This is a genomic window from Ruegeria sp. BHSB196 (genome assembly GCF_059613135.1).
The window spans coordinates 1-24,593 of sequence record NZ_JBXWRY010000055.1 but is presented as its reverse complement, the minus strand read 5'-3'; the positions used below and the strand labels follow the sequence as shown (position 1 = coordinate 24,593).

Here is a 24,593-nt window from a genome sequence, read left to right as displayed (position 1 = left end):
GACATGTCCGAGTTCATGGAGAAGCACTCGGTCGCCCGCCTGATCGGCGCGCCGCCGGGCTATGTCGGCTATGACGAGGGCGGGGTGCTGACCGAGGCCGTGCGCCGCCGCCCCTATCAGGTGGTGCTGTTCGACGAGGTCGAAAAGGCGCATCCGGACGTGTTCAACGTGCTGCTGCAGGTGCTCGACGACGGGATGCTGACCGACGGGCAGGGCCACACGGTGGACTTCAAGCAGACGCTCATCGTGCTGACCTCGAACCTCGGCTCGCAGGCGCTCAGCCAGCTGCCCGAGAACGCCGACAGCAGCCAGGCGCGGCGCGACGTGATGGATGCGGTGCGGGCGCATTTCCGCCCCGAGTTCCTGAACCGCCTGGACGAGACGATCATCTTCGACCGGCTCAAGCGGGACGACATGGACGGCATCGTCGACATCCAGCTGGCCCGCCTGCAAAAGCGCCTGGCCGCCCGCAAGATCGATCTGGCGCTCGACGACAGCGCCCGCGAATGGCTGGCCAACGAAGGCTACGACCCGGTGTTCGGCGCCCGCCCGCTCAAGCGGGTGATCCAGCGCGCCCTGCAGAACCCGCTGGCCGAGGCGCTGCTGGCCGGCGAGATCAAGGACGGCGAGACCGTTCCCGTCACCGCCGGGTCCGACGGCCTGATCATCGGCGACCGCCTGGGCACCTCGGACCGGCCCAGACCGGACGACGCGGTCGTGCACTGACCGCCCCGCCCCCGCAGAAAAAGGCCCGCCGGCGACGGCGGGCCTTTGATTTTTGGCGGGGGTTCGGTTGCGCGACGGGATCAGGGGCTGTTTTGTGGGGCGAAATGGTCTTTCTTCACACGGTACGCGGTGTATTGGCTCCAACCTCAAAATGTCATTTCGATTATAGTCGCGCGATCACGGGGATGTTCTGCAGTACTGCTGCAATTCCGCATGTCTGTATTCTCACCCCTTACGAAGCCGACGTCTCGCAATTGTGCGGCATTTAGTTCGCGCAGCGCTTCATTCTGTTTCCGGTGTTCCGCGCGTTCGGCGCGACGGGCGTGGAAGCTTCGCCAAAAGTTGCTTGCCCAGAACAGAAAACTGCGGGTCGATGCGGATGAAATTGGGAAGCCGGTCATCAGCCTACGCCCTCCAGTTTTACTAGGAAAAGCATGGCACCCCTAGCCGCGCCAGGCCAGTTCAGTACGATTGAAGCCGTGGTACAATTTCTGAACTGGATCGGAACTCGACGCAGAATGTAGGCTGAAGGTGAGAGAGGACTGCGACAATGCCCAGTAAATCTTATGGATTAATCTGTCCCGTCTCGAAGGCCTGCGAAATTCTGACGCCTCGCTGGACGATCCCGATTTTGACCGAAATGGTTTATGGCGGTTACACCAAGTTCAGCGATATCAAGCGCGTGCTTGGCAACATATCTCCAGCCATTTTGTCCAAGCGACTATCCGAGATGGAGCGGATCGGTCTGGTTGAGAGGGTCGAAGACAAAGCCAAGGGAGCCGTCGATTACCTGCCCACCGACAAAGCGAAAGCACTCAATCCGATTTTGGATGCTCTCGCCGAGTGGGCTCAGCGACATATCGAGGCGGAACTGGCTGTATGCAGCTATGACCTTTCACTGCTCATGTGGCGTTTGCGCGGTGCCATCGTCGTCGATGAGCTTCCCCAACGGCGAGTCGTGGTACGCATGAACTTCACAGACGAAGAGGGGCCATTTCCGGTGCACTGGCTTGTCTATGAGCCGCGAATCAGGATCGTCGAGGCTTGTGTCGATGTGCCATCCTTCGACGTAGATCTGTATATCGAGACGACCAAGTTGTCTTTTGGTGCCGTACTCTACGGCAGATCCAGCTTTTCGCGCGAGGTCTCCGAAGGGCGGGTGTTCATTTCAGGCGACAAGGTGTTGGAACGAACGATCGAGCTATGGATGCCAAAGTCGATCCTGGCTTCTGTTGAAGGAACACTGCAATTGGCGGCGGCAGAGTAACGACCCTACTTCGGTCGTCTGCTTTGGGCTCAAAGCGACAGTTGGTCCCGCGCGTACTTTGACCCGGCCCTTCGTTTCAGTTGCCGTCATCAATATCGATCCCCGTTAAGTCCTGCTCTCCTCAAAACTGTTACCAGGCCTTTTCATGATGGGACCAAAATGGCCGAAGCCGCCCGACACGTCCCGCACCCGCCCCTGCAACCCGGCAAAACCGACACGGTGGCGCGCGCCGCGCGCTTTGACTAGGCTGGCCGGGCGAGGGCAGGAAAGGGTAGCCGGATCATGTGTTTCTCAGCCGAGGCCAGCTTTGCCGCCGGGGCGGTCCTGATCGCCTGCGGCCCGGCTGCGGTGCGGACCGCGCACAGGTCGGACCCGCGCTTTCTCGGCTTTGCCTGCCTGCCCGTCTTCTTCGGCGTCCAGCAGCTGTCCGAGGGCGTTGTGTGGCTGGCGCTGGACAGCGGGGCAGGGCCGTTCGCGCTGCCGCCCGAGCTGGTGTTCCTGTTCTTCGCCTACTGGTTCTGGCCGGTCTGGGTGCCGGCCTCGGCCGCGCTGGTCGAAGATCACCGATTCCGAATGCGGGTGTTTTCCGGGCTGGCGGTCGCCGGTCTGATCCTGGGCGCGGTCCTGTATCTGCCGGTCCTGTTCGATCCCGACCTGCTCGACCTGCGCCGGGTGCATCATTCGATCCAGTACGAGAACACCGAATATTTCGCCACCGACGCCGCCAAGCGCGCGGTGCGTCTCGTCTATGCCGCCGTGATCATCGTGCCCCTCGTGACCTCCAGCCACCGGCAGATCCGCATCTTCGGCTACCTGATCGCGGTCTCCGTGGTGATCGGCTTTGTGTTCGCATCCTACGCCTTCACTTCGGTGTGGTGCTTCCTGGCCGCGCTGGTCTCGGCCTATGTCCTGATCGCCCTCCGGTCGATCCGCGGCGCGGCGACGCAAGTGCCCGACCGGACCCGGACGGGCTGAGATCAGCCGCTGGTGGTGCGCTCGTCGCAGGTCTTCTTCGCCTGGCCGACCGACAGCGAATTGCCGATGATGTTGACATCGTTGGTCAGGCTGTTGACCTCGCCGGCCTCGGGCGGCCGGGTGAACCCGAACGTCACCGCGCGTTCGCCCGCCACCGCGGTGCTGGGCGCCGGACCCTTCCAGACATAGAGCCGCTGCGTGACCGGCTTGGACATCTGCGTGAGGGCATAGTCACCGGCACCGCACCAGTAGATCGAGTTCTCCGAGAAATCCGCGATCACCTCGATCAGCCCGTTGGACAGAGGATAGGCTTTCGACCGGCTCTCGTTGCCCGCCAGCGCGGGCGCGGCCGTCAGACCCGCGGTCAGCGCGGCGGCGGTTGCGATGGAGTTGCGGAACGGCATCGTGTCCTCCTCTCTGGCAGCTGTCCGTTATACGCGCCGCCGACCCATCCGGATCACCCGGCGGCCCGCGACGCGGGCGCGGAACCGGGCGCGCGGAGGTGTACAAAACGGACGATCACCGTCCCGATCCCGGTACGAACCGGAAGAAACCCGCCCTGCGGCTAGTCCCCGATCGCCTCGCGCACGATGCCGTCCAGCAGCGTCTGAACCTCCTGCATCGGGCCATCGGGATACTGCTGATACCCCACGATCACCTCGCCCGGCCTGTCCGCCATCTCGGCCACGAAGATCCCATAGGGGCAGAACGCGATGTTCATCGGGTCCGCCTCCATCACCCGGCGCGAGACGGTGGCCGAGCAGAAGGTATAGACATTCGCCTTTGCAAACAAGGGCTTGTCCGATCCCACATCCGCCCGGGTACGTTCCAGCATGTCGCCGACATAGCTCACGTGATCGATGACCAGCCCCTGGCCCACGATCGCGCTTTCGACGGCGAAACTCACGTCGTCGAAACTGTCCGAACTCGTGTAGCTCACCATATCCTGTGGCTGGGCCGCCGTCGCCATCAACATGAGGCCCGCAGTCGCTATCAGCTTTTTCACTTCCCTTCTCCCTTTGTGATCCGCCATGGCTTGCCAGATGCCATTCCGGCCTTCAGTCTGGATGAAGTTTTCGGGGCGTTCCTTGTCCCATATCAACATATCGGAGTTTTCGCATGGGTTTTGCGGTGAATGCAATCGAGGCGATGACCTTTGTGTTTGTCACCGTGATCGGCCTGTTTGTCCTGGCCGTGATCGTCCTGTTCTTCATGGATCGCCTGCAGACCAAGGACGCGATCCGCAGGAATTACCCGGTCATCGGGAGATTCAGAAGCATTTTCAGTGACTTGGGAGAGTTTTTTCGGCAATATTTCTTTGCCATGGACCGCGAGGAGCTGCCCTTCAACCGGGCCCAGCGCGACTGGGTCGGGCATGCAGCCGAAGGTCAGGGCAACACCGTCGCCTTCGGTTCGACCCGCAATCTCGGGATACCCGGCACGCCGATCTTCATCAACGCGCCGTTTCCCACGCTCGACGATCTTGCGGCCGAGACCCAACCCTTGCTGATCGGCCCGAACGCGCGCCAGCCCTACCTCGCGCCATCCTTCTTCAACATTTCGGGCATGAGTTTCGGCGCCCTGTCCAGACCCGCCGTCCAGGCCCTGAGCCGCGGCGCCAAGGAGGCGGGCATCTGGCTGAACACCGGCGAGGGCGGGCTGAGTCCCTATCACCTCGAAGGCGGTTGCGACATCGTGTTTCAGATCGGAACGGCAAAGTACGGTGTGCGGGACGAGCACGGAAATCTGAACGAAAACAAGTTGTTGGAGATCTCTGCGCATGATTGCGTCCGCATGATCGAGATCAAGCTGGCGCAGGGGGCAAAGCCGGGCAAGGGCGGCATCCTGCCGGGCGCCAAGGTCACGCCGGAGATCGCCGCCATCCGCGGCATCAAGCCCGGTCAGGACAGCATCTCGCCCAACCGGCACCGCGAGGTGGACAGCTTCGACGACCTGCTGGACATGATCCGGCGCGTGCGCGACCTGACCGGCAAACCCGTCGGCATCAAGACCGTGGTCGGGTCCGAGGACGTCACGCGGGAAATGTTTCAGGCCATCCAGGCCCGCGGACCGGACCATGCCCCCGACTTCATCACCATCGACGGCGGCGAAGGCGGGACCGGCGCCGCGCCCATGCCGTTGATCGATCTCGTCGGCATGTCGGTGCGCGAGGCCCTGCCGCTGGTGGCCAACCTGCGCGACGAATACGGGTTGAAGGACAGGATCCGCCTGATCGCCAGCGGCAAGCTCATCAATCCGGGCGATGTGGCCTGGGCGCTGGCGGCCGGCGCGGATTTCATCAATTCCGCCCGCGGCTTCCTGTTCTCGCTGGGCTGCATCCAGGCGATGAAATGCAACCGCAACACCTGTCCGACCGGCGTCACCACCCATAACCCGCGGTTCCAGAAAGGGCTGGTCGTGGAAGAGAAGTACAAGCGCGTCGCCCGCTACGCGCGCGAGATCGTCCACGAGGTCGAGATCATCGCGCATTCGGTCGGGGTGTCCGAACCGCGCCAGATGCGCCGCCGTCATGTCCGGATCATGCAGGCGGACGGACAATCGGTGCCGATGAACGAGATCTTTCCAAGTTACAATCCCGTCGCATGAATGTGAGTCGAGTTGGTTTGGCCCCGGCTCGGTTCCCGGCTAGATCGGAGCCGGAGTATTTGGATCGGAGACATACATGGCCCACCGCTGGCAGAATGACCTGAGCCACGCCGACGTGACCCCCGAGGCGCTGTTTCTCAATCGCCGGAAATTCATTGCCGGTACGGCCGGTCTGGGCCTGGCGGCAGCCGTGGCGCCGATGGCCTCGGCAGAGACGCTTGAACCCAACACGTGGGAAGAGATCACCAGCTACAACAACTTCTACGAGTTCGGCACCCGCAAGGACGACCCGGCCAAATATGCGGGCGCCATGACCACCGAGCCGTGGTCCGTCAAGATCGACGGGCTGGTGGAACGTCCGGGAGAGTACGATTTCAAGGACATCATGTCCGAGATGACGGTCGAGGAGCGGATCTATCGCTTTCGTTGCGTCGAAGCCTGGTCGATGGTGGTGCCCTGGAACGGGTTCGAACTGGCCGATCTGCTGAACATGGCCGGGGTCCGGGAAGGCGCGAAATACGTGGCCTTCGAAACGCTCCTGCGTCCCGAGGAGATGCCGGGAACCCGGTATCGCGTGCTGGACTGGCCCTATCGCGAAGGGCTGCGGCTGGACGAGGCGATGCACCCGCTCACCCTGGTGGCAACCGGCATCTACGGCAAACCGATGCCCAACCAGAACGGCGCGCCGCTGCGGCTGGTCGTGCCCTGGAAATACGGTTTCAAGTCGATCAAGTCGATCGTGCGGATCACCCTGACCGAGACCGAGCCGCCGACAAGCTGGAACATGGCGATTCCGCATGAATACGGGTTCTACAGCAACGTCAATCCGAACGTGGATCACCCGCGCTGGAGCCAGGCCACGGAACGCCGCATCGGCGGCGGGTTGTTCAGCAAGCGCGTTCCGACCCTCATGTTCAACGGCTATGAGGACGAGGTTGCGGGCCTTTACGAGGGCATGGATCTGAAGAAGTATTACTGACGTGATGGATCGGCTGAACACGGCCCTGCGCCGCATCCCGGTGTGGCTGATATATCTGGGAGGCATCCTGCCGGTTCCGTGGTTGTTCTATCTCGGGGCCACCGGCGGGCTGGGGGTCGAGCCGATCGAGGCGCTCGAACATGAACTGGGCGAGACGGCGTTGCAGTTGCTGATCCTGAGCCTCGCGATCACCCCGCTGCGTCGGCATATCGGGCTGAACCTAATCCGGTTCCGCCGCGCCATCGGCCTTTTGGCCTTTTTCTATGTATGCTGTCACCTGCTCGTCTGGCTGGTGCTGGATGTGCAGATCCCCTCCGAGATCTGGGCCGATATACTCAAGCGGCCCTACATCACGGTCGGCATGGCCGCGTTTGCGCTGCTGGTGCCGCTGGCGGTGACGTCCAACAACCGCTCGGTGCGCCGGCTGGGGCCGGCCTGGCGGCTGCTGCACCGCCTGGTTTACCCGGCCGCGCTGCTGGGGGCCTTGCACTATGTCATGCTGGCCAAGGGGTTCCAGATCGAGCCGCTGATCTACCTGGGCATCGTCGTGGCCTTGCTGCTGCTGCGCCTGCCGGGCACGCGCCGGGCGATGGCCTGAAACCACGGTTTTGTGCCGGCGATGCAGGCTTTGGGAGGCTTGCGACCGGCAGTGCGGACGAGTTCCCGCATCGGTTGTGGCGGCGCCGACCATATTCCACCTTCTCCTGCAACCCGATGAAACAAAAGGGTTTGCGCATCTCGCGGGCGTGACGCGCCTTGGCAGGCTGCCGCGTTGCGGCGGAATTTTTCGATGAAGTTTCCGCGTTCGTCATCCAATTGTTAACTTCCGAAATTAGGCGACTCGTTGTCTCAGTCCAACGAGGTTCCAATGAAACTCCGCACATCTTTCCTGTCCTTCACCGCGCTGACCGCCTTGGCGGTGCCCGCCCTGGCGGATTGCCCGGCCGCGACCGTCGCCGATCCGATGGGCCTGGCGCCCGCGTTCCCGCAGCAACTGGAACTGGCCGAATTGCAGGAGGCGGCATCGTGCACGCTTGCCTTCAAGGAAAACCCGGCCATCGCCGATCTGAACGCGCAGATCCTGGGCAACGCCGAACTGCCCCCGGTCGCCGAGCGTCTTCCGGCGGAACCTCTGGTGGTGATGCCCTATGAGAGCATCGGCCGGTATGGCGGCGCGATCACCGGGCTGTCCAAGGGTACGGAATCCGGCACGTCGGATCTTCTGTCGATCCGGCACGTGAACTTCGTGCGCTATGCGGATGACCTGCAGACGGTCGTGCCGAACGTGGCCAAGGGCTGGTCGTGGAACGACGACTATACCGAACTGACCATCACGCTGCGCGAGGGTCACAGGTGGTCCGACGGCGCACCTTTCACCGCCGAAGACGTGGCGTTCTGGATGAACGACATCATCTACAACCCGGATGTCTACGAAAAGACGCCGGACCGCTGGCTGTTCGCCGGGCAACAGGCGCAGGTCGAGGCTGTTGACCCGGTCACAGTGAAGTTCACGTTCCCGGTCCCCACCCCCGGCATCCTGAACCGGTTCGCCGTGGACTACGGCCAGCCGTTCCAGCCCAAGCACTTCCTGGGCCAGTTCATGCCCAAATACAACGAAGAGGCCGAGGAACTGGCCAAGGGTCACGGTTTCGAAACCGCGGCCGCAGCCGTCGATTTCTACTATGGCGGATCGGACTGGAAGGACGTGCCGAGCCCGCTGCTGAAAGATCCGGCCAAGGCGGAAAAGATCGGCCGCGCGGTCGTGCCGACGCTGGAAAGCCACATCGTGGTCGAGGAGACCTCGGAAGGCCGCAGAATGGTGGCCAACCCGTATTTCCACCAGGTCGATACCGCCGGCAATCAGCTGCCCTATATCAACGAGATCGTCGAGACTTATGTGGGCGACAAGGAAGTCCAGAACCTCAAGATCATGAACGGCGAGGTCGTCTGGAAACAGCAGGCGGTGTTCCTGGAAGACTTCCCGCTGCTCAAGGAGAACGAGAGCAAGGGCGGATACACCATCGAGTTCGCACCGACCTTTGGCGAAAACGTCTTCTATTCCTTCAACCGCACCCACCAGGATCCGGTTCTGGCCGAGATCTTCAGCGACATCCGTTTCAACCGGGCCATGTCGCTGGCGATGAACCGCGACGAGATCAACGAGATCGTCTATCTGGGGCAGGGCAAGCCGATGCAGGGTGTGCCTGCCGAACCCAAGACCGTGTCCTTCGTGTCGGAAGAGGTTCTGAACCGCGACATCGACTATGATCCCGAAGCCGCAAAGGCGCTGCTGGCGGAAATGGGCCTCGAGGACAGCGACGGCGACGGCACGCTGGAGCGTCCGGACGGCAAGCCGCTGGTGGTGCGTCTGGTCTATTCCTCGCAAGGCGCGCCGGTGAAGATGCAGGAACTGGTCCGCGATTACTGGTCGGCCGTGGGTGTACGTGTCGATCTCAAGGAGGTCACGTCGGATGAGTACCGCGCCGCGGGCAACAACAACGACCTTGATCTGACGGTCTGGAAGTATGACGGCAATGCCGGCCCGACGATCAGCCAGGATGTCACCGCCTTCGTGCCGCCCTTTGGCGACTACTTCAACCCGGGCACCGGTTTTGGCTGGGCCGCGTGGAAGACCAGCGGCGGCTCCGAGGGGACCGAACCGCCGGAAGACATCAAGAGGCTCTGGGATCTGGGCGAAAAGTTCATCCAGGTCGAAATGGGATCCGACGAAAGCAACAAGATCGGCGCCGAGATCGTGCAGATCCACACCGACAACATGCTCAAGATCGGCACCGTCGGTGACATCGTCGCGCCGTTCCTCTATCGCAACGACCTGCAGAACGTGAAACCGATCAAGTCGAAGACCTACGACTTCTACTGGACCTACCCCTACCGCCCGACCCAGTGGTGGCTGGAACAGTAACCGGGCCAATGGCCTGAGGAACGTGCCGGGGCGCAGCGTATCCGCGCCCCGGCACAGGCCCGTTGGGGCCGAATCCTGGGGGACACGATCTTGCTGAGATTCACGCTTGAACGTTTCGTCGGCATGGTCATCACGATGCTGCTTGTGTCGGTGATGGTCTTTCTCATCATGGAGCTGCCGCCCGGCGACTATGCCGACCGCTATGCCTTTCGCAAGTACTCGGGTACCGGAGTCAATGTCACCGAGGCCGACATCGAAGCGATCCGTCGCGATCTCGGTTTGGACAAGCCATTGATCTGGAGATATTTCGACTGGATCGGCGGCATCGTCCTGCGCGGCGACTTCGGCCAGGCTTTCGCCTTTGAAACCTCGGTGGTCAAGGTGATCGGCGACAAGGTATGGCTGACCGCGGGTATCCTGTTCGCGACGCTGCTGCTGACCTACATCGTGTCGATCCCGGTGGGCATCTACGCCGCCGTTCACCGGGGGTCGGCGGTGGATTACGGCCTGACCGTGTTTTCGTACCTTGGTCTGGCGCTGCCCAACTTTCTGCTTGCGCTGGTGATGCTCTATTTCGCCAACCGCTGGTTCGGGGCCGATATCGGCGGCTTGTTTTCCGCCCAGTACCGGGATGCGCCCTGGTCGATGGCCAAGGTGTGGGATCTGATCAAGCACCTGTGGCTGCCCGCGGTTGTGCTGGCCTGGTCGGCGGTGGCCTATCAGATCCAGACCGTGCGGGCGACCATGTCGGACGAGTTGAACAAGCTGAGCGTCACGGCCGCACGCGCCAGGGGCGTGCCGGAAACCAAGCTGCTGATCAAGTATCCCGCCCGGCTGGCGATCAACCCGGTGGTTTCCACCATCGGTTTCGATGTCAACCGCATCTTTTCCGAGTTGCCGATCGTGGCGGTCGTCCTGGGGCTTACGGAGCTGGGGGAGTTGCTGCTCAAGGCCTATCTCGATCTCGACATGAACGTGGCGGGGGCGATTCTGCTGCTTTTGACCTTTGCCATCGTGTTCATGAACTTCATCTCCGACCTGCTGCTGGCGTGGCTCGATCCGCGCATCAAACTGGGGGCCTGACCGATGACCGATGCCAGCAACCAATACGACGGGCTGTCCCCGGCCGAGGCAAGGGCCGCCGAGAAGGAACGTCAGCGCCAGCTCAAGTACTATTCCGCGTCGCAATGGACCCTGATCTGGTGGCGCTTCCGCCGACATCGCGCCGCGATGGTGGCTGCCGCGCTGCTGGGCCTGATGGCGCTGGCCGGCATCTTTGCCGAATTCGTCGCGCCCTATGGTCCGGTAACCCGCGACAACGCCTATATCGAAGGCGCCCCGCAGATTCCGCGGTTCTGCGACGAAAAAGGGTGCTCGGCCGTTCCGTTCATTCACGGCACCAAGACCGAGCGCGACCCGGTGACGTTGCGCGCCATCTCGGTGCCCGATCCCGAGGTGCGGCACTATCTCAAGTTCTTCGTCAAGGGCGAAGAGGTCAAGCTGCTGGGCTTCATCCCCATCGACCGGCACCTTGTGGGTCTGGACCCGGAGGCCGGCCAGATGATTCATTTCTGGGGCACCGACGATCTGGGCCGTGACGTGTTCAGCCGGACGATCTATGCCACCCGCACCTCGCTGTCGATCGGCGTACTGGGGGTTCTGATCTCGTTCGTTCTGGCACTCGTCATCGGCGGAGTCGCCGGCTATTTCAGCGGCATGATCGACAACGTGATCCAGCGTGTGACCGAGGTCATCCGGGTCGTTCCGATCATCCCGCTCTACATGGGTCTGGCGGCCGCCATGCCCAAGGAATGGTCAACCACCCAGGTCTATTTCGCCATGACGCTGATCCTGGGTCTGTTCGGCTGGCCGACACTGGCGCGGCGCATCCGGTCGCAGCTCTTGTCGATCCGCAACGAGGATTACGTGGTCGCCGCCCGTCTCGCGGGAGCCCGGCCCGGACGGATCATCGGCCAGCACATGCTGCCCAGTTTCACCAGTTTCATCATCGTCGATCTGGTGATTTCCTTCCCCTACATGATCCTGTCGGAAACGGCGCTGTCCTTCGTCGGCCTCGGACTACGGCCGCCCTCGGTGTCCTGGGGCGTGCTGTTGCAGCAGGCGCAATCGGTTCGGGCCATCGAGCAGACGCCGTGGCTGTTCATTCCCGCCGCCTTCGTGGTGGTAGCGGTGCTGGCCTTCACCGTCATCGGGGACGGATTGCGCGACGCGGCCGATCCCTATTCGGAGGCGCGCTGAGATGCCCAGAATGCTGAATGTCGAAAACCTGTCGATTTCGTTCCGGACCGACGAAGGCGTCATAACTCCGGTGCAGGGCGTGAACTTTTCCGTCGATGCCGGCAAGACGCTGGGCCTGGTGGGCGAATCCGGGTCGGGCAAGTCGATCTCGACCAAGGCGCTGATGCAATTGTTGCCGGGTACGGCCTCGCTCGGCAACGCTACCCGGATGACCTATGTCGACAAGAACGGCAGGGAGATTGCCCTGGGCCGTCTCAGGCACGGCAGCAAGGAGTTGCGCCGCATCCGTGGCGGCGAGATCGGCATGATCTTTCAAGAGCCGATGGCCAGCTTCTCGCCGGTTTACACGATCGGCAACCAGATGATGGAAGCCATCATGCTGCATCGCGGGATGAAAAGGCGGGAGGCCCGGGATTTCGCGGTCGAGATGCTCGACAAGGTCGGCATCTCGAACGCGGCTGCGCGGGTGGATCAATACCCGCATGAGCTGTCGGGCGGCATGCGCCAGCGCGCGATGATCGCGCTGACGCTGTCGGCCGGTCCCGCGCTGCTAATCGCGGACGAGCCCACGACCGCGCTGGACGTGACCATTCAGGCGCAGGTGCTCGATCTCATGCGCGATCTTCAGCGCGAACTGGGCATGGGCATGATCTTCATCACCCACGATCTGGGCGTGATCGCGCAGATCGCCGACGAAGTGGCGGTCATGTATCTGGGCACGATTGTCGAGCGCGGGCCGGCCCGCGACGTGATCCGCAATCCGCAGCATCCCTATACGCAAGGGTTGCTGGACGCGATCCCGAGCCTGGATCACCTGCACGACCGGCTGAGGCCCGTGCCGGGAGACATTCCCAGCCCGACGGCGCGACCTGCCGGCTGCCCGTTCCACACACGCTGTACGCAGGCCATCGCAGGCACCTGCGACGCCCAGGAGCCTGTGGAGACATCGCCCTTGCCCGGCCGCGCCGTGCGCTGCTGGCTGCACAACGACAAGAACCGGAGCGCGGCATGAGCCTGGATACCGCAAGGACGCCGAAGGACGACACGCTGATCGAGGTCCGAAACCTTTCGGTGCATTTTCCGATCAAGACCAAGAAGCTGTTTCGCACCGAGGTCCGGATGCTGCGGGCCGTGGATGACGTGAGCTTCACCATCAAGCGCGGCGAGACGGTGGGGCTGGTCGGTGAATCCGGATCCGGCAAGACCACCGTCGGACGCGCCATATTGCGGGCCATCGATCCGACCGAGGGCGAGGTGATCTTCCACCGCAAGAAAAAGGGCGATATCGACATCGCCCACGCCTCGGAGGCCGAGCTGCGCAAGATGCGCACCAAGATGAACATGGCCTTCAGCGAGGGCGGGGGTGGCGTCAAGGTGCACAGCCTCGTGGGCGACGTGCTGCGTGCGTTCCGGCCGGAAATGAGCCTCGTGTTTCAGGATCCCTATTCGTCGCTCAACCCGCGCATGACGGTGCGCGACATCATTGCCGAACCGCTGGTGGCCTCGGGCAAGATGAAGGACCGCGACAAGATCGATGCGCGCGTGCGCGAGATCGCGGCGCGCTGCAAGCTGAACCTTGAGCATTTGCGGCGGTTTCCGCATGCCTTTTCGGGCGGGCAGAGGCAGCGCATCTGCATCGCGCGGGCGCTGGTGTCGAAACCGAAATTCGTGGTCTGCGACGAAAGCGTTTCGGCGCTGGATGTCTCGATCCAGGCAGAGATCGTCAATTTGCTCAAGGATATACAGGACGAGATGGGCGTCTCATTCCTGTTCATCGCGCATGATCTGAGCGTTGTGGCGCAAATCTCGCATCGGGTCGCGGTGTTGTATGTGGGCAAGTTCGTCGAATACGCCCCGACCGAGAAACTGTTCTTCTCCCCCAGACACCCCTATACCCACGCGTTGCTCAGCGCGGTTCCCGTTGCCGATCCCGATGCGGCGTTCGATCCGATCCGGTTGGAAGGCGAGATCCCGAATCCGCTGGCCGCGCCGCCGGGGTGCCGGTTCCACACCCGCTGTCCGTTCGCCAGAGCGCGATGCAGCGCCGAGCAGCCCGAGTGGCGGGAGATCGCACCGGATCATTTCGTGGCCTGCCACTTTGCCGAAGAGTTCGACTTTTCCCGTCAGGTCACGCCACCGCCTCGGTGAACGGTTTGGAAACATATTGCTGCGGGTCGTGCCGTTTGGCTGCGTATGGCTCCCCCAGGATGCTGACGGTGCAGGCGTCTCCCAGGTTCAACGTTCCGCGACGGACGAAACCCAGCGCAAGCGTCTTGCCGGTTCGAAACCCGCGGCTTGCCGACGTGACGTATCCGACGGGTGCTCCGTCGATCATGATCGGTTCGGAGGCCAACGGGTCCGGGCAAGGCTGCGTGACCTCCAGACCCACCCATTCCCATTCGGCCGACCGCTGCGCCTGCGCCAGCACCGCATCGCGGCCGATGAAATCCGCTTTCCTGAGATTGGCGAACCCCTGCAACCCCGCGTCGAACAGCGTGTATTCGGTGCCGAAATCCGCACCCCAGGCGTGATACCCCTTTTCGATCCGCATGGCGTTGAGGGCGTATGAGCCGAACCGGCCGATGCCGTGCCGGCGGCCCTGGTCCGTGATGGCGTCGTGCAGGGCCACCAGGTTTTCGCTGGCGACGTGCAGTTCCCACCCCGGTTCGCCCACGTAGGACACGCGCATCGCCGTCACGTCGATGCCGGCGATGCGCAGCCGGGCAACCGACAGCCAGCGCGAGGCAACGCCTGTCAGGTCCGTGTCCGTCAGCGGGGCAAGAATATCGCGGGATTTCGGCCCCATCAGCATCAGCGCGCCATCATGCTCGTACCCGCGTGACAGGGAGACACCGGACCGGGGCAGGTGGCTTTGCAGCCAGTCATGATCGCGCAGATCGGCCAGCGTCGGCCCGCACAGCAGGAACCGATCCTCGGACAGGCGCGCGATCGTGGCCTCGGACCAGATGCGGCCCGTCGGGGTCAGCATGTAGGACAGCTTGACGCCCCCGGGTCGGGGCATCGCGCCGTAGAAGACCCGGTTCAGAAAAGCTTCGGCTTCGGGCCCTTCCACCGTATATTTGGTGAACCCGCCGTGATCCATCAGCCCGGCGGCGTCGCGCACGGTTTCGCATTCGCCCTGCACGGCCGCATGCCAGGGTTCTTCATGGAAACTCAGGTGCCCGGTTTCCCGCGCCGTTTCGGTTTGGAACCAGAAGGCGCGCTCCCATCCTGCGATCTGGCCCATCACCGCACCGTTGGCGCAAAGCGTGTCGTAAAGCGGCGTGCGCTGCACCGGGCGGCCCGACTGCATGTTCCGGTGCGGGTAGGGGATGGCGTATTGCAGGTCGTAATGCTCGGACGCGCGGGCATGGGCGTAATCGGGCGTGGCCCAGTTGCCGAACCGGCGCGGATCCCAGGCGGACAGATCCCATTCGGTTTCGCCCTGGGTGATCCATTCCGCCATCGCCTTGCCGATGGCCGCGGAATGGGTGATGCCGATCTGCACGCCGGTCGCAAGGTAGAAATCGGGCGCCCCGGCCGCCGGCCCGACCAGCGGCAGCGCATCCGGCGCATAGGCGATGGGGCCATTGACGAACCGCTGCGCCCCGGCCTTGCCCAGAAGGGGCACATGCACCATCGTGTCCTCGAGCACGTCCAGAATGTCCTCGACGCTGTCCGGAAACAGCTGATGCGCGAAATCGTCGGGCGGGCCGGTTTCGGGCCAGGCCGGGCGGCCCGCATGGGCATAGGATCCAAGCAGGAAGGCGTTGCGTTCGCGCCGAAGGTAGAACCGAATGTCCGGATCGCGGACCAGCGGAAACAGCTCGGGGTGCCTTTCAAGTTCGGGCAGGGGTTCGGTGACCAGATACTGGTGTTCGAGCGTGACGACGGGGGCATGGACCCCCGCCATTTCCGAGATCTTGCGGCCGTAGAACCCGCCCGCGTTGATCACGATTTCGGCGGTGATGTCGCCCTGCGGGGTCGTTACGCGCCATTCCCCGCCCGGCCGCCGCCGGATCGCGGTGACTGGCGTGAACCGGCGGATTTCGGCCCCGAGATCGCGCGCGCCCTTGGCGAGGGCCTGGGTCAGCTGGCTGGGGTCGATATCGCCCTCGTAGGGGTCCATGATCCCGCCCAGGACCGTGTCATCGGGCGACCAGAAGGGATGCATGGCGTCCATCTCCGACGGGCTGACCCGGTGCAGGTCGAACCCGGCGCTGCGGGCGATCCCTTCGATATGCCCGAAAAGCTCCATGCGCTCGGGGGTATGCGCAGGCCAGAACGCGCCGGTGTGGCGATAGGTGATCGGGCTGTCCACCACGCGCTCCAGATCCCTGTAGAGCGACCAGGCGTAGTTTCCGGCCCGCATCCCCAGCCACGAGGTCGCATAGGTCGGAATGTTGCCCGCGGCGTGCCAGGTCGAACCGCTGGTCAACTCGTCTCGTTCCAACAGGATCGTGTCGCTGATGCCGGCGCGGGCCAGATGGTAGAGGATCGAGCATCCGACCGCCCCTCCGCCGATCACGACGACTTGCGCATGGGTTCTCATGACGGGCTCCTCACAGTCTGATGTCGAACGCGGCGCGGATCGCGGCCTCGCGGTCCGGCGGCAGATGATCGGGCGGTTCGGCGGTCATGCTGGCCACCAGCCGGTCGGCACGGTCGCGGATGTCGGGCGCGCCGGAACTCAGCCAGTCCTGCGCGCTCTGGCGGTTGGCCAGCGCCGGATAGACATATTCGCTTTTCATCCTGGCCAGCGTCTGCGCCTCGCCCAGATAGTGCCCCGGCCCGGTGGCGACGGCTTCGATCAGGTCCAGGTCGATGGCGTCCTCGGCCATGTCCACCCCGCGCACCGAACGCAGGATCGCGCCGCACATGTCGTTGTCGATGACCAGGGCCTGCGGCGAGGCCACCATCAGCGACGCCAGCATGCCGACGCTGAGATTGATCATGTCCGCGCCCGCCTGCGCCGCAAGCGCCACTGTATAGCCCTTTTCGTATCCCGCCTGCGCATCGGGAACCTTGGCGTCGGTCATGCCGGCGGACACGGTCGAGGGCAGGCCCAGATGCAGCAGCAATTGCGCGGCGGCGGCATTGGCCACCGCCGCTTCTCCGCTGCCGCCGGTCATCGCCCCGGTGCGCAGATCGCTGATGAAGGGCATGAAGGCCAGGATCGTGGGGAACCCGGGGCTCAGAACGTCAACGATCATCAGCCCGGCCAGCGCCTCGGCCAGCCCCTGGGCCAGAGCGCCGGCCAGCGTCACCGGGCTGGTCGCGCCTGCCTGCGCGGCGGTGCAGATCTGCAGCGGCATGCCGGCGGCGATGGCCGCGCGCATGATCGCGACCCCTTCGGGCGCGTAGCGCAGGGGTGAAACCGCGTGCACGATCACACCGAAGCAGAACGGGTGCCGCCGGAATCCGCCGGCTCCGCCCAACGCCAGGTCGAACATGCGGGTCGCGGGCGCGACATGATCGGCAGTGTCGAAACTCACGCCGATGGGTTTTGGACAGGACTTGAGGCAGGCAAAGGCCGTGTTCATATCCAGCAACATCGGCGTGCCCATGTCCCGCGCCACCAGGGGGCGCACGCCGTAGTGGATGTTTTCGCACCGTCCCACCAGCGTCATCATCCGTGCGAGATCGCCCAGCCCGGCCGGGCGAAAGCCGCCGGCGTCGTCGGGCACCTCGACGGCGGCGCCCCCGGTTCCGATATGGACGCGGCCGCCGCCGACGGTCAGGCCGTATCCGTCCTGAAAGCCGGGCAGGTTGACCCGGCCCACCGCCCGGCGGATCGCCCTTTCGACCATGGCGCGCGGAAAGCAAAGCCGCCCGTCGTCGCGCATCCTGGCCCCTTGCTCGACGGCGGCGGCGGCGATTTCGGCCGGGCATTCCGCCATGCCGGTGCGATCGAGAATGGACAGGGCCGCCGCGACGATCGCGTCAAGACGATCCGGGCTCAGCGGCCTGAATCCGCCCCCCATCGGCGGCGCGACGGTTGCCGGGGCTTTTTCGGCGGGCAGTTTGCGTGCGCGTCGCGCCATGTCGGAAATCCCGTGCTGACCGGCCAAGAGGACGCGCGATCAAAGGTTCCGCGCTACCCCAAATGCGACAGTTTTGGTGTCGCCTTTGAAACTGGACGAACCGCGATGCGGCGATAGCATGGCCCAGATCGCTTGCCGCAAAAAGAGGTTCTGGATGCACGTGTTCCGCAGCATGATACTGGATGCGCCCATCGAACAGGTCTGGCCGCTGGTTCGATCCTTCGATGGCGTCGCGCGGTGGAACCCCGGCGTTTCGGCGGCGCGGATGGAAAGCGGCTCGGCCACCGAACCCGGCAGCATCCGACATCTGGACATCGCCGACGGGACGGTGTTTCGGGAAACGTTGCTGGCCCTGTCGGATCGCGAGCGGTTCTACACCTACGACATCCTGGAAAGCCCGTTGCCGGTCCGGAACTATGTCTCCACCCATCGCTTCATTCCGATCACGCAGACCGGCCAGACGCTCGGCATCTGGGAAAGCCAATTCGACTGCGATGCGGACCTGGAGGTGGAAATGGACCGGATCGTCGGCGATCAGATCTATGTCGGTGGCATGGGCGGGCTGAATGACACGCTGAAGGAGATGCAGAATGGCTGACACGCTTGCCCCCCGCGCCATCATCGGCGTGATGACGCCTGCCATGAACACCGTCGTGCAGCCCGAACTCGAGTTGCTGCGCCCCGACGGCGTGACCAACCAGATGCAGCGGTTCCGGCTGGGGGGCGACGCGGTCTCGGACGATCTGCTGGACGAAGCGCAAAAGCTGATGGATTGTCATCCTGCCGTCATCGCCGTCGGGCTGACGACCGATGCGGGTCCGGGCGGAGTCAAAATGCTTGCGCATCGCTGCGCCGAAGTCGAGGACGCGGTTGGGGTGCCGGTGGTGAACGCATCGGCGGCCAATCACGCGGCGCTGCGCGAGATCGGCGCCCGCCGCGTGGCGGTTGTCACGCCGTTCGCACCGGAGATCGACCGCAACGTCCGGGAAAACACCGAGGCGGCGGGATTCGAGGTGGTGGCCATCAAGGGTACCTGTGCGCCGTCGCTGCCGGCGATCTGCGAAACGCCGCTGGACGACATTCGGTCCGTGTTCCGCGACGTGGCGGCTGCGGAGGGTGACGCGATCCTTCAGGTCGGCACGGCGCTGCCGGTCGTGGGCATGATCGCGGAGTTGGAAGCCGAATTGCAGAAGCCCATCATCGCCTGCAATGCGGCGGTCTATTGGCAGGCGTTGCAGGCCGCCGGGAACCTGGGGCCGGTGACAGGTTTCGGTAGCCTTTTGAGCGGTCGGGGCCTGTAACGCCGGGCCTCGTCCTCCGACAGCGCGGGCGGGGCATGGGCCTCGACCTTTGCGAACCCGGAACTTTCGCGCGAGTCAGTCGGATACGACCTCGGTCATGGACCGCCAAGGCGCTGCCGTGTTTCCTCGAACAGCGCCTGGTAGGCCGCGCTTGCGGCGCTGCGCGGCGCGGTGGCGAGAACCGGGGCGCGGTGCAGTCCCATGCGCTCCACATCCGTGGCAAAGGGGATCTGGGTTTTCATGAAGCGCTTCTTGTGCGCCTTGGACATCTGTTCGATGGTTTCGCCATGGAGGGATTTCACGCGCTGGACCATGGAGAAGAAGGCATTCAGCTTTTTTGCGGAAAGATCGTGATCCTTGAAGAAACGGATCAGTTGTTCGAACGTGCGCTGTGAAAGCGTGGTCGGGATCACCGGCACGAATACCGCGTCCGCCGACCGGAAGACGTTCTCGGAAAGCGCCGAGATGTTGGGCGGGCAATCCAGCACGATGACATCGTAATCGTGCTTGACCGCCTTGAGCGCCTTTTTCAGCCGCGACCGGCTGTTGCGCATGCGCGACAGGAAGATGTCGAAGTCGCGAAAGCTCAAGTTCGAAGGAAGGATGTCGAGATTGTCATAGTCGCTGCCGCGAATGGCTTTGGTGAATTTTTCCACATCCTCGAAAAACCGCGCCTCGGTCAGCTTCTTCGACGGTTTGACGCGGAAGTAGAAGCTGGACGCGCCTTGAGGGTCGAGATCACACAGCAGGGTCCGGCATCCGGCGGCGGCGAAGGCATAGGCCAGATTGACCGCCGCTGCGGTTTTGCCGACGCCGCCCTTGTTCGAATAGCAGGCGATGATCTTCATGACTTGGTTTCTCCCTCCTTGAAGAGGTGACGGAACGTCCCTTGCGTCTCGGCGCTGTCGAACTTGGCGAAGCTCTCGACAACCCTGGCCCGTTCCTCCAACTGGCGACGGTGCAGCACCGCAATCAACGCGCCGACGCTCTGCGCCACTTCGAGGTTGCGGGCGTCGGGTTTCTTGCCGAGCGAGTCGAGAAAGTCGCGCAACGCAACCTGCTGCACCGAATAGTCGTTGAACAGGCCGAGGTTGTCCTGCAACCGCTTGAGCGGCTTGATCAGGCTTTTGAATTCGGCGGGCGGAAAGACCGGCGCAAAGAACTCCATCAGATAGCGCAGCTTCTTGCAGTGGATTCGCAGGGAATGCACATCGTCGTCGGGTGTGTCGGCGTCGATCGCCCGCGCGATCCTGCATGCCTTGCGATAGCGTTTCCAGATCAGGGCGCTGGCGTAGTCGTGTGCCGGACGATCCGCATTCGGTCCGCGGTCGAGCCTTTTGGGTTTGGCAAAGAGTTTCTCGAGCCGTTCGATTCTCTTCTTGTAGCTCTTGCTTTGCAAATGGCGCGCCAGCTGCGCCTGTTCCCGAACCCGCTCGGACGCGAACCGGTCGAACAGCTCTTCCAGCCCGCCATGCAGGCTCTCGGGCAGCAGGTCGTAGTACCGGTTTCTTTCCAGCAAATAGACATCCAGGTCGCGCAACCGGCCCGTTGGGGCCATGATCTCGGAAAACTCGGCCTTGAGCCGGTCGGTCAATGCCGGGTCATAGACCCCCTTGAACAGGCTCAGAACCGAGCGGATCTTGCGAAAGGCGATCCGGTAGTCGTGCAGGAATTCGGTATCCAGGTCTGCGATGATGCCCGGTTCGTTGGCACGGGCGACCGGGATGAATGCGGAGATGATATCGGTTGCGGCATCGAAAGCCGCCTCTTGCGCCGTGATCGGGATTTCAGGCTTTGCGGTATAGCCTGGCCTGTGACGAAACAGGCGCGCATAAAGATCATCCCTCCCCAGCAAGGCGCCGCCGGCATCGACGATCCAACGGCGCATAGCTTTCGCGGCCTTGTCATAGCCGCGCAGTCTCCGAATCTGGACCAGCACGGCGCCGCCATCGTCGGTGGTCAGGACGTGGACGTGCAGGCGGCAATGGGTCTTGCCTTCGTCATCGACCGCGGCGTGATCGCTGACGTGCATCTTTCCGGACCCTATGGTCAGCAGCGTGCGCAGTTCCGGAAATCCGCCGAGCGCCTGCCTGACCGGGCCATCCGTCAGGTCGGTCAGGAAGTTTCCGGGCCGGGCTGCGGTCTGCGATGGTGCGGGATCGTCGGCGCCGACAAGGGTCAGCCTGTTTCCGGTTTCCAACAGCAACCGCCCGGATTGCTGGATCGACTGATCGAAACAGTCCAGGACGTTGAACGCCTGCGGCTCGCCTGTTTTCTGATGGACGATCTTGAACTTGCCGACCTCTGCCTTGGACAAAGCTTTCGCCGCGGACAGAGGCAGGCAGTAGCACTCCGACTCTTCTGCCATCATCTCGCTTTCTTTCCGGTGTTGCCCAGATATTCCGTGATCAGTGTCTCGACGATCTGCTGCACGCTCGTCTCTTCCTCGATCGCGCGGATTTTCAGAGCTTTCAGCGTTTTGCCGTCGAGCCGCAGCGACGTGTTCTTCTTCTTGTCCCTGTCGGGCTTGAGCGGTGTCTTCTTCGACTTCTTCATCGTGTTTCCCTGCGCGTTGACGTCAAGATGTCATGACGCCAGCACATAATCAACCGTTTGCTGCGGGCGAGGCCGCCCCGCAGGGGCGCGATGCGCCAGGCGGCGAGCCGCGCTCGCGCAAGGCAATCGGCTTGTCATCGAACCGGAATGACGGATCAAGCCGGTCGAGCAGAGTTCGCGGGCATTCAGGCCGGGGTTTTGGCGGCGGGATGCGCGCTCAGCCGCCCGGCGGCCAGAGCCGAGGCGGCAACCATCGCGGCTGCGGTCCCGAGCATCAGCGGAAGTCCTCCGATCTGATAGGTCAGGCCCGACAGAACGGTACCAAGGAGCCGCCCGCCCGCATTCGCCATGTAGTAGAACCCCACATCCATCGTGACCCGCTCGGCTTCGGTGAAGGCGAGGATCAGGAAGGAATGCAGCGAAGAATTCACGGCGAAAACTGCGCCGAACGCCAACAGACCGACGATCAAGGTCACGGTCAGCCAGGGCTGCGGTTCCGGCGACATGACCGCCGCGACCGTCAACAGGGCCGGGACGACGAACAGGATCCAGGCCCAACCGCGCGCCTGGCCGATCAGTTCGGATTCCGGCCGCTGGGCCGCGCGCAGGAGCCGCGGTGCGGCCGCCTGGATGCCGCCGTAGAGGATGATCCAGACCGCCATGAATATCCCGATCATGAAAAAGGCGGCCCGGTTGGCTTCTTCGCTGCCATCCGAGAGCACGGCGTAGAAATAGATCGGGATACCCACGACAAACCAGACATCGCGCGCGCCGAACAGAAAGACCCTCGCTGCCGAAAGCCAGTTGACGTTGGCGGATTTGGAAAACACCTCGGAGAATTTCGCGCCCTTGCGTCCCTTGGGCAGTCCCGGCGGCATGGCGATCAGAACGGCGATGAGTATGACGGCCAGCACCACCGCCATGGCCATCACCGCCCAGGCGAAGCCGAGCGTCGCCAGCAACGCGGCCCCCAACAGAAATCCGACACCCTTGACCGCGTTCTTCGACCCGGTCAGCAGCGCGACCCAGCGAAACAGCCCGCCATCCTCTTGCGGGGCCAGCAGCTTGACTGCGGATTTCGAGGACATCTTGGCGAGATCCTTGGCCACGCCGCTTGCCCCCTGCACGACCATGACATAGGCGACGGACAGTCCGATCGCCCAGTCCGGATCGAGCTGAGCCAAGGCCAGCAAGGCCACGACCTGGAGCCCGAGCCCCATGTACAGCGTCGAAGTTAGGCCAAAGCGCGCCGCGATCCAGCCCGCGGACAGGTTGGTGATCATGCCCGCGATCTCGTAGAGCACGAAGAGATAGGCCAATTGCACCGGGGTGAATCCCAGCGTGTGGAAATGCAGCAGGACCAGCATGCGCAGGGCGCCGTCGGTCAGCATGAACGCCCAATAGGCTGCCGTGACGGCGACATAGGCGGACAGGCCGTCCGGGCGGTCCGGCTGCGCGCTCACAAGGAGCCTCCGACCATCATGGCCACGTCGACGAGGCGATAGGCATAGCCCATCTCGTTGTCATACCACGCATAGACTTTGACCTGCGTTCCGTTGATCACCATCGTCGATGGCGCGTCCACGATGGTGGACCGCGTGTCATTGGTATAATCCGCCGAGACCAGGGGGCGTTCCTCATAGCCCAGGATGCCCGACAACGGGCCTTCGGCCGCGGCCTTGAACAGGGCATTGACCTCTTCGACCGTCGTTGGCCTCTCGACCTCGAACACGCAATCCGTGATCGATGCGTTCAGCAGCGGCACACGCACCGCATGTCCGTTCAGTCGGCCGGCAAGTTCCGGGTAGATCAGGGTGATCGCCGTGGCGCTTCCCGTGGTCGTCGGGATGAGCGAATTCAGCGCCGAGCGCGCACGGCGCAGATCCTTGGCCGGGCGGTCCACGATCGTCTGGGTGTTGGTCACGTCATGGATGGTCGTGATGGACCCGTGCCGGATTCCGATGGCCTCGTGAAGAACCTTGACCACCGGGGCAAGACAATTCGTCGTGCAGGAGGCGGCGGTGACGATCCTGTGCCGGGCCGGGTCGTAGATATCTTCGTTGACGCCAAAGACGATATTGGCGGCGTTGCCGTCCTTGACCGGGGCCGAGACCACCACCTTCTTGACGCCGGCCTCGAAATAGGGGGCAAGCTTGTCTTCGGTCTTGAACACGCCGGTGCAGTCGATGACGACATCGACCCCGTCCAAGGGCAATGCCGAAAGGTCTTTCGTACCGACGAAGGGCAGGCGTGTGCCGTCGATGGTCACGGATTCCGCATCATGCGAGAATCCAGCGTCCCAACGCCCGTGCACGGTGTCGAATTCCAGCAGATGTGCCGCCATTGCAGCGTCGCCCACCGCATCGTTGATCCATGCGAGGTCGGCTCCGCGTTCGAGCAGCGGTTTGAGCGCGAGTTTTCCGACACGGCCCAAACCATTGAGCGCATAGACCGTCATGCCGGCGCTCCGGCTTCGGTTTGGCCGATGTCATCGACGGCCTTTTGCAGCGAGATGCGATCGAGCGAGGCAATCGGCAACGCCGCAAATGCCTTGATCCGGTTGTAGAGCGACCCATAAGCCTGTTGGAAGGCAAGGCTTTTCTCGGCATCCGTGCCCTCGACCTTGACCGGGTCGGGCATGCCCCAATGCGCATTGACGGGTTGCCCTTCCCAGGCCGGACAGTCCTCGTTCGCGGCCTGGTTGCAGACGGTGAATACAAAGTCGAACTCGGGCGCGTCAGGCCCCTGAAACTCTTTGACATTCTTGGATCGCAGAACCGAGATGTCGTGACCTTTCTGCCGGAGAACCTCAAGCGCGAAGGGATTCAACTCGGAATGGGGTCTTGTCCCGGCCGAGTAGACTTCGAACCTGTCCCCGCCTTCCCGGCGGAGGATGGATTCAGCGAAAATCGAGCGGGCGGAATTTCCGGTGCAGATGAAGAGCACCTTGTACGTC

General features: G+C 63.4%; 23 protein-coding genes. 13 read left to right on the top strand and 10 right to left on the bottom strand.

Annotated elements, in window-relative coordinates; translation table 11 throughout:
* From AC2FNJ_RS18530 to AC2FNJ_RS18520, 3 genes are all read left to right on the top strand, one after another.
* The coding region (locus AC2FNJ_RS18530; protein ID WP_496766365.1) for an AAA family ATPase at window positions 1-726 on the top strand (726 nt) is incomplete at its 5' end.
* A 550-nt stretch (window positions 727-1,276) separates the two neighbouring features.
* A complete protein-coding gene (locus tag AC2FNJ_RS18525) occupies window positions 1,277-1,993 on the top strand; it encodes a winged helix-turn-helix transcriptional regulator (protein ID WP_496766363.1) in 717 nt (238 codons plus the stop codon).
* A 282-nt stretch (window positions 1,994-2,275) separates the two neighbouring features.
* Window positions 2,276-2,968, top strand: a complete 693-nt coding sequence (locus AC2FNJ_RS18520; RefSeq protein WP_496766361.1) for a DUF6629 family protein — start codon at window positions 2,276-2,278, stop codon at window positions 2,966-2,968.
* Between the two features lie 2 nt (window positions 2,969-2,970).
* Here the strand turns inward: AC2FNJ_RS18520 and AC2FNJ_RS18515 are convergent, their stop codons facing one another.
* Both AC2FNJ_RS18515 and AC2FNJ_RS18510 read right to left on the bottom strand, forming a co-directional pair.
* Window positions 2,971-3,372, bottom strand: coding sequence for a hypothetical protein (locus tag AC2FNJ_RS18515; protein ID WP_496766360.1), 402 nt, complete (start codon window positions 3,370-3,372; stop codon window positions 2,971-2,973).
* A 161-nt stretch (window positions 3,373-3,533) separates the two neighbouring features.
* Window positions 3,534-3,974 (bottom strand): DUF302 domain-containing protein, encoded by a 441-nt coding sequence (locus tag AC2FNJ_RS18510; RefSeq protein ID WP_496766358.1) that lies wholly within the window; start codon window positions 3,972-3,974, stop codon window positions 3,534-3,536.
* Window positions 3,975-4,087: 113 nt separating this feature from the next.
* On the opposite strand from AC2FNJ_RS18510, the gene AC2FNJ_RS18505 reads away from it, so the two are divergent.
* The 8 genes from AC2FNJ_RS18505 to AC2FNJ_RS18470 all read left to right on the top strand — a co-directional run bounded on the left by AC2FNJ_RS18505 (window position 4,088) and on the right by AC2FNJ_RS18470 (window position 13,884).
* A complete protein-coding gene (locus AC2FNJ_RS18505) occupies window positions 4,088-5,575 on the top strand; it encodes an FMN-binding glutamate synthase family protein (RefSeq protein WP_496766356.1) in 1,488 nt (495 codons plus the stop codon).
* 76 nt (window positions 5,576-5,651) lie between these two features.
* Window positions 5,652-6,554 carry a protein-methionine-sulfoxide reductase catalytic subunit MsrP gene (msrP, locus tag AC2FNJ_RS18500; RefSeq protein ID WP_496766354.1) on the top strand — a complete coding sequence of 301 codons (903 nt, stop codon included), beginning with the start codon at window positions 5,652-5,654 and terminating at the stop codon, window positions 6,552-6,554.
* A gap of 4 nt (window positions 6,555-6,558) precedes the next feature.
* Complete coding sequence (gene msrQ, locus AC2FNJ_RS18495; protein ID WP_496766352.1) at window positions 6,559-7,152, top strand: protein-methionine-sulfoxide reductase heme-binding subunit MsrQ; 594 nt, start codon at window positions 6,559-6,561, stop codon at window positions 7,150-7,152.
* 270 nt (window positions 7,153-7,422) lie between these two features.
* On the top strand, window positions 7,423-9,477 hold the full coding sequence (locus AC2FNJ_RS18490) for an ABC transporter substrate-binding protein (RefSeq protein WP_496766350.1): 2,055 nt from the start codon (window positions 7,423-7,425) through the stop codon (window positions 9,475-9,477).
* A gap of 90 nt (window positions 9,478-9,567) precedes the next feature.
* On the top strand, window positions 9,568-10,560 hold the full coding sequence (locus tag AC2FNJ_RS18485; RefSeq protein WP_496766348.1) for an ABC transporter permease: 993 nt from the start codon (window positions 9,568-9,570) through the stop codon (window positions 10,558-10,560).
* A 3-nt stretch (window positions 10,561-10,563) separates the two neighbouring features.
* Window positions 10,564-11,736 (top strand): ABC transporter permease, encoded by a 1,173-nt coding sequence (locus AC2FNJ_RS18480; RefSeq protein ID WP_496766346.1) that lies wholly within the window; start codon window positions 10,564-10,566, stop codon window positions 11,734-11,736.
* A gap of 1 nt (window position 11,737) precedes the next feature.
* The gene (locus AC2FNJ_RS18475) at window positions 11,738-12,748 is read left to right on the top strand and encodes an ABC transporter ATP-binding protein (protein ID WP_496766345.1); all 1,011 of its coding nucleotides are present in this window, start codon (window positions 11,738-11,740) and stop codon (window positions 12,746-12,748) included.
* On the top strand, window positions 12,745-13,884 hold the full coding sequence (locus AC2FNJ_RS18470) for an ABC transporter ATP-binding protein (protein WP_496766343.1): 1,140 nt from the start codon (window positions 12,745-12,747) through the stop codon (window positions 13,882-13,884). Before AC2FNJ_RS18475 ends, AC2FNJ_RS18470 begins: the two co-directional genes overlap by 4 nt.
* Here the strand turns inward: AC2FNJ_RS18470 and AC2FNJ_RS18465 are convergent.
* Both AC2FNJ_RS18465 and AC2FNJ_RS18460 read right to left on the bottom strand, forming a co-directional pair.
* A complete protein-coding gene (locus AC2FNJ_RS18465; protein WP_496766341.1) occupies window positions 13,865-16,288 on the bottom strand; it encodes a GcvT family protein in 2,424 nt (807 codons plus the stop codon). The two genes, AC2FNJ_RS18470 and AC2FNJ_RS18465, sit on opposite strands and share 20 nt — an antisense overlap.
* A 10-nt stretch (window positions 16,289-16,298) precedes the next feature.
* Window positions 16,299-17,780 carry a trimethylamine methyltransferase family protein gene (locus tag AC2FNJ_RS18460; RefSeq protein ID WP_496766339.1) on the bottom strand — a complete coding sequence of 494 codons (1,482 nt, stop codon included), beginning with the start codon at window positions 17,778-17,780 and terminating at the stop codon, window positions 16,299-16,301.
* 118 nt (window positions 17,781-17,898) lie between these two features.
* Between AC2FNJ_RS18460 and AC2FNJ_RS18455 the strand changes: the two genes are divergently transcribed.
* A complete protein-coding gene (locus tag AC2FNJ_RS18455; RefSeq protein ID WP_496766337.1) occupies window positions 17,899-18,378 on the top strand; it encodes an SRPBCC family protein in 480 nt (159 codons plus the stop codon).
* Entirely contained in the window at window positions 18,371-19,081 is a 711-nt protein-coding gene (locus tag AC2FNJ_RS18450; protein WP_496766335.1) for a maleate cis-trans isomerase family protein, read from the top strand. The genes AC2FNJ_RS18455 and AC2FNJ_RS18450 overlap by 8 nt, the downstream gene beginning before the upstream one ends.
* Window positions 19,082-19,176: 95 nt before the next feature.
* Here AC2FNJ_RS18450 and AC2FNJ_RS18445 read toward each other — a convergent pair whose 3' ends face one another.
* From AC2FNJ_RS18445 to AC2FNJ_RS18420, 6 genes are all read right to left on the bottom strand, one after another.
* Window positions 19,177-19,929, bottom strand: a complete 753-nt coding sequence (locus AC2FNJ_RS18445) for a ParA family protein (RefSeq protein ID WP_496766333.1) — start codon at window positions 19,927-19,929, stop codon at window positions 19,177-19,179.
* Window positions 19,926-21,452 (bottom strand): CHAD domain-containing protein, encoded by a 1,527-nt coding sequence (locus tag AC2FNJ_RS18440; RefSeq protein ID WP_496766332.1) that lies wholly within the window; start codon window positions 21,450-21,452, stop codon window positions 19,926-19,928. The genes AC2FNJ_RS18445 and AC2FNJ_RS18440 overlap by 4 nt, the downstream gene beginning before the upstream one ends.
* On the bottom strand, window positions 21,449-21,637 hold the full coding sequence (locus tag AC2FNJ_RS18435) for a hypothetical protein (protein WP_496766330.1): 189 nt from the start codon (window positions 21,635-21,637) through the stop codon (window positions 21,449-21,451). Before AC2FNJ_RS18435 ends, AC2FNJ_RS18440 begins: the two co-directional genes overlap by 4 nt.
* A gap of 185 nt (window positions 21,638-21,822) precedes the next feature.
* Window positions 21,823-23,100, bottom strand: coding sequence for an organoarsenical effux MFS transporter ArsJ (arsJ, locus tag AC2FNJ_RS18430; protein ID WP_496766328.1), 1,278 nt, complete (start codon window positions 23,098-23,100; stop codon window positions 21,823-21,825).
* Entirely contained in the window at window positions 23,097-24,095 is a 999-nt protein-coding gene (locus AC2FNJ_RS18425) for an ArsJ-associated glyceraldehyde-3-phosphate dehydrogenase (protein WP_496766326.1), read from the bottom strand. Before AC2FNJ_RS18425 ends, arsJ begins: the two co-directional genes overlap by 4 nt.
* On the bottom strand, window positions 24,092-24,593 hold a 502-nt coding region (locus AC2FNJ_RS18420; protein WP_496766324.1), incomplete at its 5' end, for an arsenate reductase ArsC. The genes AC2FNJ_RS18420 and AC2FNJ_RS18425, both read right to left, overlap by 4 nt.

Bases quoted from the DNA above. Each gene is read 5' to 3' on its own strand.
- AC2FNJ_RS18525 (WP_496766363.1), top strand. From the start codon at position 1,277: ATGCCCAGTAAATCTTATGGATTAATCTGTCCCGTCTCGAAGGCCTGC.
- AC2FNJ_RS18520 (WP_496766361.1), top strand. From the start codon at position 2,276: ATGTGTTTCTCAGCCGAGGCCAGCTTTGCCGCCGGGGCGGTCCTGATC.
- AC2FNJ_RS18515 (WP_496766360.1), bottom strand. From the start codon at position 3,372: ATGCCGTTCCGCAACTCCATCGCAACCGCCGCCGCGCTGACCGCGGGT.
- AC2FNJ_RS18505 (WP_496766356.1), top strand. From the start codon at position 4,088: ATGGGTTTTGCGGTGAATGCAATCGAGGCGATGACCTTTGTGTTTGTC.
- msrP (WP_496766354.1), top strand. From the start codon at position 5,652: ATGGCCCACCGCTGGCAGAATGACCTGAGCCACGCCGACGTGACCCCC.
- msrQ (WP_496766352.1), top strand. From the start codon at position 6,559: ATGGATCGGCTGAACACGGCCCTGCGCCGCATCCCGGTGTGGCTGATA.
- AC2FNJ_RS18490 (WP_496766350.1), top strand. From the start codon at position 7,423: ATGAAACTCCGCACATCTTTCCTGTCCTTCACCGCGCTGACCGCCTTG.
- AC2FNJ_RS18480 (WP_496766346.1), top strand. From the start codon at position 10,564: ATGACCGATGCCAGCAACCAATACGACGGGCTGTCCCCGGCCGAGGCA.
- AC2FNJ_RS18475 (WP_496766345.1), top strand. From the start codon at position 11,738: ATGCCCAGAATGCTGAATGTCGAAAACCTGTCGATTTCGTTCCGGACC.
- AC2FNJ_RS18470 (WP_496766343.1), top strand. From the start codon at position 12,745: ATGAGCCTGGATACCGCAAGGACGCCGAAGGACGACACGCTGATCGAG.
- AC2FNJ_RS18465 (WP_496766341.1), bottom strand. From the start codon at position 16,288: ATGAGAACCCATGCGCAAGTCGTCGTGATCGGCGGAGGGGCGGTCGGA.
- AC2FNJ_RS18460 (WP_496766339.1), bottom strand. From the start codon at position 17,780: ATGGCGCGACGCGCACGCAAACTGCCCGCCGAAAAAGCCCCGGCAACC.
- AC2FNJ_RS18455 (WP_496766337.1), top strand. From the start codon at position 17,899: ATGGCCCAGATCGCTTGCCGCAAAAAGAGGTTCTGGATGCACGTGTTC.
- AC2FNJ_RS18450 (WP_496766335.1), top strand. From the start codon at position 18,371: ATGGCTGACACGCTTGCCCCCCGCGCCATCATCGGCGTGATGACGCCT.
- AC2FNJ_RS18445 (WP_496766333.1), bottom strand. From the start codon at position 19,929: ATGAAGATCATCGCCTGCTATTCGAACAAGGGCGGCGTCGGCAAAACC.
- AC2FNJ_RS18440 (WP_496766332.1), bottom strand. From the start codon at position 21,452: ATGATGGCAGAAGAGTCGGAGTGCTACTGCCTGCCTCTGTCCGCGGCG.
- AC2FNJ_RS18435 (WP_496766330.1), bottom strand. From the start codon at position 21,637: ATGAAGAAGTCGAAGAAGACACCGCTCAAGCCCGACAGGGACAAGAAG.
- AC2FNJ_RS18425 (WP_496766326.1), bottom strand. From the start codon at position 24,095: ATGACGGTCTATGCGCTCAATGGTTTGGGCCGTGTCGGAAAACTCGCG.